Raw genomic sequence first — 14056 nt, forward strand, 5'->3', positions numbered from 1 at the left:
CCGGCACTCAGGATAGGGCCGGCGGGTCGGTGCGGGAAGTCACGCCCTGGCGCGATCGTTCGCGAGGCCGCATTGTCCCCGCCGCGCGGGCGCTTAATTCGTGGGTCAGGGGTCCCGTTGCCGGGTCCGATCGCGCGCCGGAGTTCGTCAGGACCATGCTCTCCACCGAGACCGACCGCCTCAACGATATCGCCCGCAACGATATCGCCCTCAACGATATCCTGGGCGCCGCCGAAGCCTGGCGGCGCGAGGGCCGCGCCGTGGCGCTCGCCACCGTCATCGAGACCTGGGGGTCGGCGCCGCGCCCGGTGGGCAGCCATCTCGTGGTCGATGGCGAGGGCAACTTCCTAGGATCGGTTTCCGGCGGCTGCGTCGAGGGGGCGGTGATCACCGAAGGTCTTGAGGCGATTGCCGACGGGCGGGCGCGGGTGATCGAATTCGGCGTTGCCGACGAGACCGCCTGGCGGGTCGGCTTGTCCTGCGGCGGGCGCATCCGCGTCTTCGTCGAGCCCGTGGCCTGAGGCGCGGCCATGCAGCTCGAAACCCTCGCGATTCTCAATGCCGAACGGGCCGCCCGCCGCGCCGCCATCCTGGTGACCGACCTCGACGGCGGCGCCCAGCGCGTAGTGCGAGAGGCCGAGATCGCCGGCGACCCGCTCGCAGACTTGCTCGCCCGGCATCTCGCCTCCGGCAAGAGCGGCCTCGCGGAGGCCGAGGGGCGCCGCGTCTTCCTCACCGTGCAGGCCCCGCCGGTGCGGCTGGTGGTGATTGGCGCGGTGCATATCAGCCAGGCCCTGGTCCCGATGGCCCAGGCCCTCGACCTCGCGGTGACGGTCATCGATCCGCGCACCGCCTTCGCGACCCCGGAGCGCTTTCCCAGCGTCGACCTCGTGGCGCAATGGCCGGACGATGCCTTCGCGGGGCCGGTTCCACCCCCCGATCGCTACTGCGCGGTGGCGGCCCTGACCCACGATCCGAAAATCGACGATCCAGCGCTGGTCGCGGCCCTGCGGGCGCATTGCTTCTACGTCGGCGCCCTTGGCTCGCGCAAAACCCACGCGGCCCGCGTCACCCGCCTGACCGAGGCCGGGTTCTCGGAAGCCGAGATCGGCCGGATCGCGGCGCCGATCGGACTCAACATCGGCGCCGTCAGCCCGGCCGAAATCGCGGTGTCCATCCTGGCCCAGATCATTGCCGCGCTGCGGGCACCGCGCCTCGGGGACGCCCCGTGAAGTTCGGCGCCGTTCCCACCCGGGAGGCCGTCGGGCTGATCGCCGCCCACACGGTGCGGGCGCACGACGTCACCCTCCGGAAGGGCCGGGTGATCCCCGCGGAGGATGCGGCGCGTCTCGACGCGGCGGGGTTGTCGGAGCTCGTCGCCGTCACCCTGGAACCCGGCGACGTGGCCGAGGATGCGGCGGCCGAGCGCCTCGCGGCGCATCTCGCCGGCCCGCATCTCGATCGCGCGCCGCCCTTCACCGGGCGCTGCAACCTGCACGCGGCGAGCGCCGGATTGCTGCGCATCGACCGGGCTGCCATCGACGCCGTCAACGGGGTCGACGAGGCAATCACGGTGGCGACCCTGGCTCCCTACAAGCCGGTGGTGGCCGGCGAGATGGTCGCCACGGTCAAGATCATTCCGTACGCGGTCTCGGGCGAGGCTCTCGCGCGGGCCTGCCGGGCCGCGCCCGGAGGTGCCCTGGGGGTCACGCCATATCGCCTGCGCCGGGTCGCCGTGGTCTCGACGCTGCTGCCGGGGCTCAAGCCCACGACCATCGACAAGACGCTGGACAATCTGCGCGACCGGCTCGCCCCGACGGGGGCGGATCTCGTCGCCGAGGCCCGCGTCCCGCATCGCCGCGAAGCGGTGGCGGACGCGATCCGGGCGGCGGTGGCGGAGGATCGGGCCGAACTCGTCGTGGTGTTCGGCGCCTCCGCCATCGCCGACCGGCGCGACGTCATTCCCGCCGGGATCGAGGCGGCGGGCGGGCGGGTCGAGCATCTCGGGATGCCGGTCGACCCGGGCAACCTCCTGTTGGTCGGGGCGGTGGCCGAGGTGCCGGTGATCGGCGCACCGGGCTGTGCCCGCTCGCCCAAGGAGAACGGCTTCGACTGGGTGCTGCACCGGCTGCTGGCCGGCCTCGCGGTGACCCGCGCGGATATCGTCGGCCTCGGCGTCGGCGGGCTCCTCATGGAGATCGTGTCCCGGCCCCAGCCCCGCTCCGGCGGCAGCCCGGCCGAGGACGATGCCTGACCTCGGCCTCATCCTCCTCGCCGCCGGGCGCGGGACCCGCTTCGGGACGGAGCCGAAGCTGCTGCAGGCGCTTGGGGGGCAGCCCCTCGTGCGCCATGTGGCCGAGGCCGCCCTCGGCTCGGGGCTCGGCCCGGTGGTGGCGGTGCTCGGCGCCCATGCCGACCGGGTCGGCGCCGCCCTCGATGGGCTCGATCTCGTCCCGGTCATGAACCCGGACTACGCGCAGGGCCTTTCGACTTCCCTCCAGGCCGGCCTCGCCGCGTTCCCGGCCGAGGTCGCGGCGGTCCTGGTGCTTCTCGGGGACATGCCGCGCGTCACGCCCCAACACCTGACGCGTCTCGCCGAGGCGTTTCGCGTGGCGGACCCGGCGCCCTCCGCCGTGGTGCCGGTCCATGGCGGACAGCGGGGCAACCCGGTCCTGCTCAACCGCTCTCGGCTCGGTCCCGCCCTCGCGACCCTCACGGGCGACCAGGGCGCCGGGCGCCTGCTGGCCGGACGCACCGACGTGCTGGAGATCGCGATGGATGTCGGCGTGACCCAGGACGTCGACACCCCCGCCGGCCTCGACGCGCTTCGCTAGAAGTGTGTCAGGGACAAGCGGAAACCGGTCATCCCGACACGACAAACGAAAACGAGAGACTCTCGGATTCAGCTTTGGGCTTCCCCCGCGCGGGCGCCGCGCTTGGCCTCCGCCCGGCACCGGTCGGAGCAGTAGCGGACCTCGTCCCAGACGCGCTCCCACTTCTTGCGCCACGCGAACGGCTTGCCGCACTGGACGCAGATCTTGGTGGGCAGGTCGGCTTTCTTGCGCATGCGCGCCATGAGGATCAGGTCCATTCTTCGCGCCGCAACCGGCTTCATCGTGATATCGTCGGGTGCAGCGCATTGATCGAAAAGGGGGCTTGATGGCCACCATGACCGTTTCCCTTCCCGATCCGATCACGGATTGGGTTGACGCTCAGGTCCGGACCGGCGCCTACGCCAGTTCAAGCGCCTATCTTGCCGATCTGATCCGGCGTGATCGGGAGCGGCGCGGAATGGCCATGACGATGGATGATCTCCGCCAGAGCGTCGCCGAGGCTCGGGCCAGCGGCTCCAGTCCGCGTGACGTCGACGCGATCTTCGCGCAGGCACAGGATCTGGCGCGCGGATCGAGGCGTGGGTGAGTATCGCCTGACGCAAAGGGCAGATGACGATCTTCTCGACCTCTTCGTCTTCGGGCTTCAAAATTTCGGGGACGTTCAGGCCCAGCGCTATCGAACAGGCCTTGATCGCTGCTTTCGCCTCCTCGCCGACAATCCAGGCCTTGGGACGTCCCGCCCATCGGCTCGCGGAAGGCGTACGGCGACATGAGTTCGAGAGCCATGTCATCCTCTATGAGGAAATCCCGGACGGTGTGCTGATCCTTGCACTGGTCCATGGGCGGAGCGTGCGCGGCCTTGCGCTCTGAAGAGCCGGTGTCGCATGCCTATCGCCCGAGATGCCCGACCTCCGTCGCCGGGACGGGGCTCCAGCGATTGAGCTGGATGAAGCCGTCGCGGGCGGCGACGACGACGTGGCGGCGATAGCGCTGCACCACGGTTCCGGGCGGGTGGCGGTGCGCCTCGCGCCAGCCCTCCGCCGCCGCCACGTAGACCCGGCTCTCGCCGATCCGCGCGATCGTCTCGATGGTGCCGAAGGCCCGCACCCGGCGTAGGATCGCGTCGACCTCGCTGCGAAAATCCAGGGTCCGGTCCGCATCCGTCACTCGCGGCCAGTACGAGCCGGTGCCCTGGGGCACGGGCGCCTTCCAGAGGGCCGGCAGATCGCGCGCGATGGGACCGGAGGCGATGCGGCTCGCTGCCATCTGGCACTTGGCCAGCAGGGTCTCGTGCGATTCCAGGGCGCCGAGGGGAAAGCGTTCCTGGGCCAGGATGTCGCCCGTGTCGAAACCCTCCTCCGCGAGCACATGGGCGGTGACGCCCCATTCGGACTGGGCGTCGCTGATCGCCTTGAACAGCGGATAGGGTCCCCGGCCCATCGGAAGCGGCGACGGATGAAAGTTGAGCCCGTAGGCGGCAGAACCTCGCCAGCCCCGGATCATCCAGGGATAGCCGGCGACCACCAGCGCCCAGTCGCGCCCCTGCGCGTCCGCCAGCGCAGCAAGATCCTCGGGCTTCAACCGCGAGAGCTGTATCGGAATGCGGTGGCGGCGAGCGCTCGCCACGACCGCCTCGTTGTGGTCGTAGAGCCCGTCGCAGGGGCGGGTGAACAGCTTGATCGGCGTCCAGCCGGCCCCGATCAGGGCCTCAAACACGCCGCCGAGGAAATCGATGCCGGCAAAGGCGAACTTCATGGGCCCCTCGGCGGTCCTGCGACGTCACGGATCGGTCGATCCCGCGCGACGACGGCTCCCCGTCACCGGCTTTCGCCATACCTACCCGATCGGCGGCGAATTGGGAGCGTCGAAGTTGAGAGTAGCCAGGCTGGAAGCGCCTCTGCGGCGGGACCGGGTCGCCGACGCGACGGGTGACGCGGCGCCGGTCGGGATGTCGAATTCGGTCGCCGCGCGCCCGGCCGCGCGCGGCGAGGGCTGATCGCCATCCGCACCCTCAGGCTCCTGCTCGGCGACCAGCTCACCCGTCGCATCGCCACCCTGACGGATCTCGACCCGGACCACGACATCGTCCTGATGGTCGAGGTCCGCGCGGAGGCGACCTATGTGCGCCACCACAAGCAGAAGATCGCCTTCCTGTTCTCGGCCATGCGCCACTTCGCGGCGGAGTTGGACGGGGAGGGGATCGCCGTCGACTACGTCCGGCTCGATGCGCCCGGCAACACCGGCAGCTTCACCGGGGAGCTGGAACGGGCGATCGCACGCCACGCCCCGGACCGGATCGTCGTGACCGAACCGGGGGAGTGGCGGGTCTGGGAGATGATGCAGGCCTGGCGCGACGATCTCGGCCTGCCGGTGGAGATCCGCGACGACAACCGTTTCCTGTGTCCCCGGGCGGAGTTCGCCGCCTGGGCGGGCGATCGCCGCAGCCTGCGCATGGAGACGTTCTACCGCGGCATGCGCCGGCGTACCGGCCTGCTCATGGATGGGGCCGAGCCTGTCGGGGGGCGCTGGAACTTCGACCCGGAAAACCGCAAGGGGCTGCCGAAGGGCCACATCCTGCCGGAACGCCTCGGCTTCCCGCCCGATGCCGTGACCCGGGAGGTGATCGCCCTGGTAGAGGCCGAATTCCCGGATCATTTCGGCACAACCGAAGCCTTCGCCTGGCCGGTCACGCGCGGCGAGGCCCTCACGGCCTTCAAGCACTTCCTCGCTGTCTGTCTTCCCAGCTTCGGCGACTATCAGGATGCGATGCGCAGCGGCGCGCCCTTCCTGTATCACGCGCTGATCGGGGCTGCGCTCAATGCCGGCCTGCTCACGCCGGGCGAAGTCTGCCGGGCGGCGGAGCGTGCCTATCGGACGGGTGCGGCGCCGCTTCACTGCGTCGAGGGCTTCATCCGGCAGATCCTCGGCTGGCGCGAATACGTGCGCGGGCTCTACTGGGCGCGGATGCCGGATTACGCGACCTCGAACGCCCTCGCGGCGAGCCGCGATCTGCCGTGGTTCTACTGGTCCGGCGAGACCGAGATGAACTGCCTGTCGCAGTGCATCGACGCCACCCGGACCCACGCCTATGCCCACCACATCCAGCGCCTGATGGTGACGGGCAACTTCGCCCTCCTCGCCGGGATCGCGCCGGCCCAGGTCGAGGAATGGTACCTCGTGGTCTACGCTGATGCCTACGAGTGGGTCGAGTTGCCCAACGTCCACGGCATGGTGCTGTGGGCCGATGGCGGCGTGATGGGCTCGAAGCCCTACGCGGCCTCCGGTGCCTATATCAACCGCATGTCGGATTACTGCCGATCCTGCGCCTACAACGTCGCCCAGAAGTCCGGTCCGAAGGCCTGTCCATTCAACTATCTGTACTGGGCCTTCCTCATCCGGCACGCGGACCGCCTGGGCGACAACCCCCGCCTGGCGATGCCCTACCGCGCGATCGAGCGCATGGACGCGGCCCGGCGGGCGGCGATCGTCGCGGAGGCGTCCCGGTTTCTCGATCGCCTCGGTGACGGCGCCCCGGTCGGCCCGCCATCCACCGAGCAGGGCACCCTCGACCTCGCGTTCCCCGAACCTCCGACGGCGCGCCGAGGCGCCCGTCACCAGGGCGACCAGACGGTGAGCCCGACATAGGGGCCGATATCCTGCCGCTCGCTGGCGAATTGCAGCCCGGCCGAGAACCTGAGGTGAACCCGGCCGAGATCGACATCGGTGGCGTGAAGGCCCGCGCCCCATTTCTGGTACCCGGTCTCGTCTCCGTAGAACGACACCTCCGGTCCGAGATAGGCGCCCCAAACCCAGTCGCCCAAGGCCCGATACCCCCAGGCGGCCCGGCCCCAGGCACTGGCGCGCGTACTACCGAGGATCAGGGTGGCGACGAACAGGGTTTCGTCGCTGGGCCGCGCCCAGATCTCCCCGTGCAGGCGCAGGCCGAAGCGGGGCGGCAGCGCCCGCAGGCAGCCGCAGCCATAGATCACGTCCGCCGTGCCTTCCGCTCCCGCGTAGAGTGCGACCACGCCCCAATCGGCGAACCATTGATAGCCGAACACGACCGCTCCGATGGTGGTGGCGCGGATGCCTGCCGTTTCCCGACGCTGACCACCGCCCACACTGGCCAGGGCGACGAACCCCTCCCGATCGATCCGATCCAGCGCCGCCTTGGCGCCCGTCGTGACGAAGACGGAGGGCCCGGCCTCCAGGCTCCCGAAGAGAAGAACCGATACCGGGGACGGACCGGCGAACTCCGCTCCGCGAACCGGCGCGGTCGGCGCGGATGCAACCAGACCGGCGAGGCCCGCGACGGGTCCCATCCAGCGGTTGGCTCCGCCCAAAAGCCCCGCGCGCACACGCACCGCCTGCCTGCTTCATGGTATACGAAGCCGGTAGTGTTTGACTCAATCTAATGGAAATCAAGAACAGGCTCGGAATTTTCAGGTTATAATAAAGTATCGTGACGATTCGAAACAGGCCCGGTCGCTTTCTGCCCAATCTTCATACCTCACGGAAATGGATTTTCGGTAATTCAATCTGAGATTGTATTGCTCTTGGCGGCGCGGCGTCACGTTTCGGCGAATCGCCCGAGGGTCATCGCGCGGCGCGCGGATGCGCCGCTTGGCCTCGGCCCCCAACTCGGCTACAGCCCGGCGCAGGACAGTCGCCAATGGCCGAGCATTCTTGTCACCCGCTGCCAGAACTTCCGAGGTTCTCACCGTGCTCGCCGAGCAGGAGGGTGAACGGCTGACCGTCGGTGACATCGTCGCCGTGCTGAAGGATCGTGCCTTCGCGCTCCTCATCGTCATTCTCGGACTGCCGAACTGCCTGCCGATGCCGCCGCCGATCCCGCTGGTCTGCGGGCTGCTGCTGCTGCTGGTGGCGATCCAGATCACGGCCGGCATGGCCTCGCCCTGGCTGCCGCGGGCGCTGCTGCGCCGGTCTGTCGCCCGCCGGGACGTCGAGCGCGCGGCGAGCCGCGCCGTGCCGCTCCTGCGCCGTCTCGAGCACTGGTCGCGTCCGCGCATGAGCCTGTTCGAAACCGGCCTCGGCATGCGGGGCGTCGGCCTCCTGCTCCTCACCCTGTCGCTGGCGCTGATCGTGGCCGCGCCGATCGTCGGGCAGATTCCCCTCGGCCTCGCCATCTGTCTTGTCGGCCTCGGACTCGTCGAGCGCGACGGCGTCGTGGTGATGGGGGGCCTCGCCATCGGGGCGGTCGGCGTCCTCCTCAATGCCGGCTTCGTCTACGCCATCATCTCCGGCATCATGAGCCTGCTCAACCTCTGAGCCGCGCCTGCCCCCGCCGGCGGCGCTTCCCACACCAGGGGGCCCTCCGTGGCGCCTCGCGCCGTCAGGCTTCGAGGTGCCGGGCGCGGAACAGCCGCCAGACCAGGCCGCCGCGGCGTCCCACCAGCATCGACCCCAGATAGAGCGCCCCGGCCGCCAGCACGATCGCCGGTCCGGTGGGCACGTCGGCCTGGTAGGAGACGTTGAGCCCGATCACGCTCGACAGGATCGCCATCAGCACCGAGACCGGGATCATCCCGGACAGGTCGGCCGCCCAGAACCGAGCCGCGATGGCGGGGAGCAGCATCAGCCCCACGGCCAGCAGGGTCCCCAGGGCCTGGAATCCACCGACGAGGTTCATCACCACGAGGCCGAGGAAGGCGTAATGCACCGGCCCGCCGGCCCGGCTGACCGTGCGCAGGAACAGCGGGTCGACGCATTCCATCACCAGCGGCCGGTAGAGGGCCGCCAGGCCGAACAGGGTCACGGTCGCGATGCCCCCGAGCAGCCACAGGGCCGGATCGTCCAGGGCCAGGACGCTGCCGAACAGGATGTGCAGGAGGTCGATCTGCGATCCCCGCAACGACACCAGGAGGACGCCGCCCGCGAGCGACATCAGGTAGAAGGCCGCGAGGCTCGCATCCTCCTTGATCACCGTGGAGCGGGTCACGAAGCCGGCCATCAGCGCCACCGCGAGGCCGGCCGCGAGGCCGCCCAGGGTCATGGCCGGCAGGGACAGTCCGGCCACGAGAAAGCCCACGGCCGCCCCGGGCAGGATGGCATGGCTCATGGCGTCGCTCATCAGGCTCATGCGCCGCAGCATCAGGAAGACGCCGACCGGCGGGGCCGAGAGCGACAGCGCGAGGCAGCCGACGAGCGCCCGGCGCATGAAGCCGAATTCGAGGAAGGGGCCGAACAGCAGGTCGATCACGCGGCGTGCCCGTGGTGGTCGTGCGCGGAATGATCGTGCGCGGCAGAGTCGTGCGCGGCAGAATCGTGCGCGGCAGAATCGTGCGCGGAATGATCGTGCGCGGAATGATCGTGCGCGGAATGATCGTGTACGTGAGCATGGTCGTGTCGATGGGCCGGTTCGGTCCCGCCCGCATCGTGCCCGGCGCACACCGCCGCATCCTCGTCCCAGGCCTCCGACAGGCTCTGGGCGCGCGCGAGGTTCGGGGCCGTCAGCACCCGTTCGGTCGGTCCCCAGGCGACAGCCTCGCGCGCGAGCAGCAGGCTGTGCGGAAAGTGGCTCCGCACCTGTCCGAGATCGTGCAGGGCCGCCACGATGGTCCTGCCCTGTCCGTGCCAGATGCCGATGAGGCCGAGGAGGTCGGCGGTGGTACGCCCGTCGACGCCGGTGAAGGGCTCGTCGAGGAGGAGCACGCGGGCCTCCTGCACGATCAGGCGGGCGAACAGGGCGCGCTGGAACTGGCCACCCGACAGGGTGCCGATCAGGCGCTTCTCGAAACCCGCGAGGCCCACGGTGGCGAGCGCCTCCAGCAGGGTCGACTGGTGGCGCCGCGCGCTGCGCCAGGGTCCGAGACGACGCCACAATCCCATCGCCACGAGATCGAGGACGCTGAGCGGAAAGCTGCGATCGATCTCGGCGGCCTGCGGCAGGTAGGCGATGGCCTCATCGAGCCCTGGCCGTTCGATCCGGCCCTCCAGGCACGGGATCTCGCCGGCTATGCCCTTCAGGAGCGTGGACTTGCCGGCACCGTTCGGCCCGACCAGCGCCAGGAGGGCGCCGGGCGGGATGATTCCCTCGAGGTGGTGGACGGCGGGGTGACGGTCGTAGCCGAGGGTCAGCCCACGGAGCGCGATGGCGCCGGGCACGTCGCAGCTCATCGGCACCTCATCGCGAAGCCCACAGGATGGCGCCCCAGAGCAGCAGGCTCAGGGCGAAGGCCACCGCAAAGCGCAGCGATGCGCCGGCCTGGAACAGCGAGCGGCGCAGGGGCGCGGGAGAGCGAAGGGACACGGGAGGACGCGGGGGTCGGGTCACGGATGGATCATTTGCCCGAACGGAAGCGTCGGCTTATGTTGGTGATGATACACTGTAACACTCGGCCAGTTCAACGGTCCGGGTTCGCGGGGCAGACCATGCACGACCATGCGGCGACGCATGACCACGGTTGCGGCGGCGCGCAGGAGGCGATCGCACGGGCGGAGCGCCTGTGTCGCGAGCGCGACCTCCAGTTTACGCGCCTGCGTCGCGACGTGCTGGCGGCGGTGGCAGGCCAGACCCGGCCGATGGGGGCCTACGACATCGCCGAGGCCTTGAGCGAGCCCGGCCGGCGCGTGGCGGCGGTCTCGGTCTATCGCGCCCTCGACTTCCTGACGGAGCACGGACTGGTCCACCGGATCGCCAGCCGGAACGCCTTCGTGTCCTGCGGCCACGCGCACACGGACGGGGCCGGCCTCGTCTTCCTGATCTGCCGCAACTGCGGAACCATCGACGAGACCACGTCGCCGGAAGTCGAGGATCAGCTCGGGCGCACCCTGGCCAAGGTCGGCTTCAAGCCGACGAGCCGGATCCTCGAAGTCGAGGGCGAGTGCGGCGCATGTCGGGGGCGGTCCGCCGACGACTAGCGTTTGTCAGGGATCCGTGGAGGCCGGTTATCCCGACACGACAAACGAAAGACTCGAGCGGCGGGCCCTGTTCGGGCGGCGTTTCCCCTTAGCGCGCATTCTTGTAGGCGCGCGCGCAGAAGACAGTCATGAACATGATCCGGATGTCGAACCAGACCGACCAATTGTCGATGTAGTACAGGTCGTGCTGGACGCGCCGTTCCATGTCGAGATCCGTCAGGGTCTCGCCGCGCAGGCCGTTGACCTGGGCCCATCCGGTGATGCCCGGCATGACGTTGTGACGGCGCGCATAGAGGGCGATGCGGTTCTCGAAGCTGCGATCATGCGCGAGGGCGTGCGGGCGGGGGCCGACGAGAGACATCTCGCCCCGCACCACGTTGAAGAGCTGCGGCAGCTCGTCGATGTTCGAGCGGCGTAGAACCCGGCCGACCGGCGTGATCCGGCTGTCGTTGCGGGTCGCCTGCTTGAACACCGCGTCTCCGGCGGCCTTCATGCTGCGGAACTTGAAGACGCCGAAGGGCTGCTGGTTGAAGCCATAGCGCTTCTGCCGGAAGAACACCGGACCGGGGCTGTCCAGCTTGATCAGCACCGCCACCACGAGGAACAGCGGGCTGAGCAGCACCAGGGCGATCAGGGCGAGCACCAGATCGAGGCTGCGCTTCAGGAACAGTTCGCCGGCCTGAAGCGGGCGCCGTCCGATGTTGATGCCGGACAGGCCGCCGACCCGGGCGAGCTTGAGGTCGGGGAATCGGTCCATCACGGCGCCGGGGCGCAGATGCAGGGCGGCCGGCACGCGCAGAAAGGCGTCGATGCAGCGCTCGATGTCCGCGGATGCCGACCACGGCACCAGGATGAAGACGTCGTCCGGGCGCAGGAAGCGCACCACCGAAACCGCGAGGTCGAGATCCTCCGACAGCTGGGCACGGCGGGATTCGTCGTCGCCCATTGTGTCGATCCGGCGCAGGTAGCTCGTTCCGATAACCCGCAGGCCGAGGGCTTCGGCGTCGTTGTGGGCATAGAACCGCGCGATATCCTCCTCGTAGCCGACGAGGTGAACCCGGTTGGTGGAGGCCGAGTTCGGTGTCGCGGCCTTGCGGACGAAGCTGAGCATGCCCCACCGGACCAGCAACATCGCGGGCAACCCCGTGAAGAAGAACCCCAGGGAGACGAGGCGCGAATAATCGTGGGTCGTCTTGGTGCCGAAGCCGATCACCAGGACGATGGCCCAGGCTCCGACCCAGGCGGTCGCGGTCCGTCGCAGGTGCGGCCGGTCCGCCAGCAGCGTCTCGATCCGGTAATCCTCGCGCACGATGTGCGTCAGGAGGACGAACAATCCGACCAGCACCGAGAGTTCGAAGCTGCCGCTGGTGCTGACCTCGGGAATCGCACCGACGAGCCCGCCGTAATAGGTGACGTCGACCAGAGCCGCGACCGTGAAGATGGTGAGAAGATCCACACAGGCCGTCGCCGCCGACAGGCCCATGCGGAACGCCGCCCGTCGGCGACGGGGCAGGAGAGCCGCCCAGACATCGCGGCGCGTGCGTGTGACCGGAAGCTTCTCGAAAGCCTCCGGGATCCGATCGTGAAACATCTGGAGCGCCATGTCCCGTCCTGATGCGAAGACTGTCCCAAGTTGAGACAAAATGCGACTCAATCTTGGTTTCTGCGATAGACTCAGCAAAGACCGGACCTGACGTTTCTCGGCAGTGTTTCGAGATCACCGGGAGCGATCAGCCCGACAGTCACCATGGCTTGCCGCAACGCCGCAGGATTAGACGGCCGGGCTGTGCGCTGTACAGACCGGGATTCCGATCCGGCCTGCCCGGGAGGCGTCTCTACTGCTCGATGAGAAAACAACTGGAGATGAACAGGGGCCGAGTTTCGGTTGATTTCGCGCGTCAGGTGTGGACAAGCACGGCGCATAGTGTCGGCGCTGTTCTGGCGCAACCTTGGTTTGTCTCCGGGCGGCCTCGAGATTGCCGTTGCTGCGCGCCCTCCGGCTGCGCGGCGTGACGGTAAAGAAACCTGTGCGTCGTCCCGGCGCGTGACGGAATTCCGATGTCCCCGACCCTGAATGACACCGTCGAGTCGATGCCTGCGTCGCCGGCTCCAGCCAGCGCCGCCCGAGGGACGGCTTATGCCATCCTCGCGGCCTTGAGCCTGTCGCACCTCCTCAACGACCTGGTGCAGTCGCTGCTTCCGGCGATCTATCCGCTGCTGAAGCAGAGCTTCCACCTGGATTTCGGCCAGATCGGCCTCATCACCCTGGTGTTCCAGCTCACCGCCTCGGTGCTGCAGCCGGTCGTCGGGCTCTATACCGACCGGCGCTCGATGCCGTTCTCCCTGGCCCTCGGCATGGCCGCCTCCCTGGTCGGGCTCCTGCTCCTCTCGATGGCCTGGACCTACGGCGTGCTGCTGCTCGCGGCCGGCCTCGTCGGGATCGGTTCCGCAATCTTCCACCCGGAAGCCTCGCGGGTCGCCCGCCTCGCCTCCGGCGGGCGCTACGGGCTTGCCCAATCGGTGTTCCAGGTCGGCGGCAATGCCGGCACGGCTCTCGGCCCGCTGCTCGCCGCCTTCATCGTGGTGCCGCACGGCCAGTCCAGCGTAGCGTGGTTCTCCCTGGCCGCGCTCGCCGGCATCATCGTCCTCGGCATCGTCGGGCGCTGGTACCGGGACCGGCTCGCCGCCAGTGCCCGGGCGCCGGCCCGATCCCGCCCGGGGACGGTCACGCCGCTCTCGCGCGCCCGCATCGTCGCCACGGTCGCGATCCTGCTAACGCTGATCTTCTCCAAGTATTTCTACATGGCGAGCTTCTCGTCCTACTACACGTTCTATCTCATCCATCGCTTCGGCGTGTCGGTGGCACAGTCCCAGGTCTACCTGTTCGTCTTCCTGGGGGCGGTCGCCGCTGGCACCATCCTGGGCGGCCCGATCGGGGATCGCGTCGGCCGCAAGCCGGTGATCTGGGGCTCGATCCTCGGCGTGCTGCCGTTCACGCTGATCCTGCCCCATGCCAACCTGGCCTGGACGGTGGCGCTGACGATCCCGATCGGGGCAATCCTGGCCTCGGCGATGCCGGCGATCCTGGTCTATGCCCAGGAACTGCTGCCCGGCCGGGTGGGGCTGGTCGGCGGCCTGTTCTTCGGCTTCGCCTTCGGCATGGGCGGGCTCGGGGCGGCGATCCTGGGCGAAGTCGCCGACCACACCAGCATCGAGTTCGTTTACGCCCTCTCGGCCTACCTGCCGCTGATCGGCCTCAGCGCGGCATTGCTGCCGCGCCTCGCCAGCCGCTGACCCCCGTCTCGGCCACGACAGCCGGCCCGACGCCGGAGGTGCGCGGG

Annotated in this window: 19 protein-coding genes; 12 read left to right on the forward strand and 7 right to left on the reverse strand. The window is 69.3% G+C overall.

Annotated features, from left to right (window positions below; translation table 11 throughout):
- Positions 1-155: 155 nt before the first annotated feature.
- Genes ASF60_RS01150 through ASF60_RS01165 form a run of 4 tightly spaced genes read left to right on the forward strand, consistent with a single transcriptional unit; the run spans position 156 to position 2834 of the window.
- Positions 156-521 carry an XdhC family protein gene (locus tag ASF60_RS01150; RefSeq protein ID WP_056179002.1) on the forward strand — a complete coding sequence of 122 codons (366 nt, stop codon included), beginning with the start codon at positions 156-158 and terminating at the stop codon, positions 519-521.
- A 9-nt stretch (positions 522-530) separates the two neighbouring features.
- The gene (locus ASF60_RS01155) at positions 531-1232 is read left to right on the forward strand and encodes an XdhC family protein (RefSeq protein ID WP_056179007.1); all 702 of its coding nucleotides are present in this window, start codon (positions 531-533) and stop codon (positions 1230-1232) included.
- Positions 1229-2254 (forward strand): molybdopterin-binding protein, encoded by a 1026-nt coding sequence (locus tag ASF60_RS01160; RefSeq protein WP_056179010.1) that lies wholly within the window; start codon positions 1229-1231, stop codon positions 2252-2254. The genes ASF60_RS01155 and ASF60_RS01160 overlap by 4 nt, the downstream gene beginning before the upstream one ends.
- The gene (locus tag ASF60_RS01165; RefSeq protein WP_056179013.1) at positions 2247-2834 is read left to right on the forward strand and encodes a nucleotidyltransferase family protein; all 588 of its coding nucleotides are present in this window, start codon (positions 2247-2249) and stop codon (positions 2832-2834) included. The genes ASF60_RS01160 and ASF60_RS01165 overlap by 8 nt, the downstream gene beginning before the upstream one ends.
- A gap of 68 nt (positions 2835-2902) precedes the next feature.
- Here ASF60_RS01165 and ASF60_RS01170 read toward each other — a convergent pair whose 3' ends face one another.
- Positions 2903-3076 carry a DUF2256 domain-containing protein gene (locus ASF60_RS01170; protein WP_082503960.1) on the reverse strand — a complete coding sequence of 58 codons (174 nt, stop codon included), beginning with the start codon at positions 3074-3076 and terminating at the stop codon, positions 2903-2905.
- Positions 3077-3159: 83 nt separating this feature from the next.
- Here ASF60_RS01170 and ASF60_RS01175 point away from each other — a divergent pair, with 83 nt between their 5' ends.
- The 3 genes from ASF60_RS01175 to ASF60_RS25940 are packed head-to-tail and all read left to right on the forward strand — an operon-like array spanning position 3160 to position 3704.
- Entirely contained in the window at positions 3160-3420 is a 261-nt protein-coding gene (locus tag ASF60_RS01175) for a ribbon-helix-helix domain-containing protein (RefSeq protein ID WP_056179019.1), read from the forward strand.
- Positions 3308-3607, forward strand: a complete 300-nt coding sequence (locus tag ASF60_RS25935; protein WP_274533533.1) for a type II toxin-antitoxin system RelE/ParE family toxin — start codon at positions 3308-3310, stop codon at positions 3605-3607. The genes ASF60_RS01175 and ASF60_RS25935 overlap by 113 nt, the downstream gene beginning before the upstream one ends.
- Entirely contained in the window at positions 3561-3704 is a 144-nt protein-coding gene (locus tag ASF60_RS25940) for a hypothetical protein (protein WP_274533534.1), read from the forward strand. Before ASF60_RS25935 ends, ASF60_RS25940 begins: the two co-directional genes overlap by 47 nt.
- Before the next feature lie 18 nt (positions 3705-3722).
- Here the strand turns inward: ASF60_RS25940 and ASF60_RS01185 are convergent, their stop codons facing one another.
- A complete protein-coding gene (locus ASF60_RS01185) occupies positions 3723-4589 on the reverse strand; it encodes a methionyl-tRNA formyltransferase (protein WP_056179022.1) in 867 nt (288 codons plus the stop codon).
- On the opposite strand from ASF60_RS01185, the gene ASF60_RS24200 reads away from it, so the two are divergent.
- Together ASF60_RS24200 and ASF60_RS01190 are read left to right on the forward strand one after the other, a co-directional pair.
- On the forward strand, positions 4567-4830 hold the full coding sequence (locus ASF60_RS24200) for a hypothetical protein (protein WP_156633733.1): 264 nt from the start codon (positions 4567-4569) through the stop codon (positions 4828-4830). The genes ASF60_RS01185 and ASF60_RS24200 overlap by 23 nt on opposite strands.
- Before the next feature lie 5 nt (positions 4831-4835).
- The gene (locus tag ASF60_RS01190) at positions 4836-6479 is read left to right on the forward strand and encodes a cryptochrome/photolyase family protein (protein WP_082507670.1); all 1644 of its coding nucleotides are present in this window, start codon (positions 4836-4838) and stop codon (positions 6477-6479) included.
- Here the strand turns inward: ASF60_RS01190 and bcsS are convergent.
- A complete protein-coding gene (bcsS, locus tag ASF60_RS01195; RefSeq protein ID WP_082507671.1) occupies positions 6446-7156 on the reverse strand; it encodes a cellulose biosynthesis protein BcsS in 711 nt (236 codons plus the stop codon). The genes ASF60_RS01190 and bcsS overlap by 34 nt on opposite strands.
- Positions 7157-7520: 364 nt before the next feature.
- On the opposite strand from bcsS, the gene ASF60_RS01200 reads away from it, so the two are divergent.
- Positions 7521-8123 (forward strand): exopolysaccharide biosynthesis protein, encoded by a 603-nt coding sequence (locus tag ASF60_RS01200; protein ID WP_274533535.1) that lies wholly within the window; start codon positions 7521-7523, stop codon positions 8121-8123.
- Between the two features lie 64 nt (positions 8124-8187).
- On the opposite strand, the gene ASF60_RS01205 is transcribed toward ASF60_RS01200, so the two are convergent.
- Genes ASF60_RS01205 through ASF60_RS25945 form a run of 3 tightly spaced genes read right to left on the reverse strand, consistent with a single transcriptional unit; the run spans position 8188 to position 10104 of the window.
- Positions 8188-9012 carry a metal ABC transporter permease gene (locus ASF60_RS01205; protein ID WP_156376132.1) on the reverse strand — a complete coding sequence of 275 codons (825 nt, stop codon included), beginning with the start codon at positions 9010-9012 and terminating at the stop codon, positions 8188-8190.
- A gap of 38 nt (positions 9013-9050) precedes the next feature.
- Complete coding sequence (locus ASF60_RS01210; RefSeq protein WP_082507672.1) at positions 9051-9971, reverse strand: metal ABC transporter ATP-binding protein; 921 nt, start codon at positions 9969-9971, stop codon at positions 9051-9053.
- 7 nt (positions 9972-9978) lie between these two features.
- Positions 9979-10104, reverse strand: coding sequence for a hypothetical protein (locus ASF60_RS25945; RefSeq protein WP_274533536.1), 126 nt, complete (start codon positions 10102-10104; stop codon positions 9979-9981).
- Between the two features lie 122 nt (positions 10105-10226).
- On the opposite strand from ASF60_RS25945, the gene ASF60_RS01215 reads away from it, so the two are divergent.
- The gene (locus ASF60_RS01215; RefSeq protein ID WP_056179031.1) at positions 10227-10715 is read left to right on the forward strand and encodes a Fur family transcriptional regulator; all 489 of its coding nucleotides are present in this window, start codon (positions 10227-10229) and stop codon (positions 10713-10715) included.
- An 88-nt stretch (positions 10716-10803) separates the two neighbouring features.
- Here ASF60_RS01215 and ASF60_RS01220 read toward each other — a convergent pair whose 3' ends face one another.
- Positions 10804-12306 (reverse strand): undecaprenyl-phosphate glucose phosphotransferase, encoded by a 1503-nt coding sequence (locus ASF60_RS01220; protein ID WP_056179990.1) that lies wholly within the window; start codon positions 12304-12306, stop codon positions 10804-10806.
- A gap of 500 nt (positions 12307-12806) precedes the next feature.
- On the opposite strand from ASF60_RS01220, the gene ASF60_RS01225 reads away from it, so the two are divergent.
- Positions 12807-14009 carry an MFS transporter gene (locus ASF60_RS01225; RefSeq protein WP_056179993.1) on the forward strand — a complete coding sequence of 401 codons (1203 nt, stop codon included), beginning with the start codon at positions 12807-12809 and terminating at the stop codon, positions 14007-14009.
- Positions 14010-14056: the final 47 nt, after the last annotated feature.

Origin of the sequence: Methylobacterium sp. Leaf113 (assembly GCF_001423325.1) — a bacterium.
GTDB lineage: Bacteria > Pseudomonadota > Alphaproteobacteria > Rhizobiales > Beijerinckiaceae > Methylobacterium.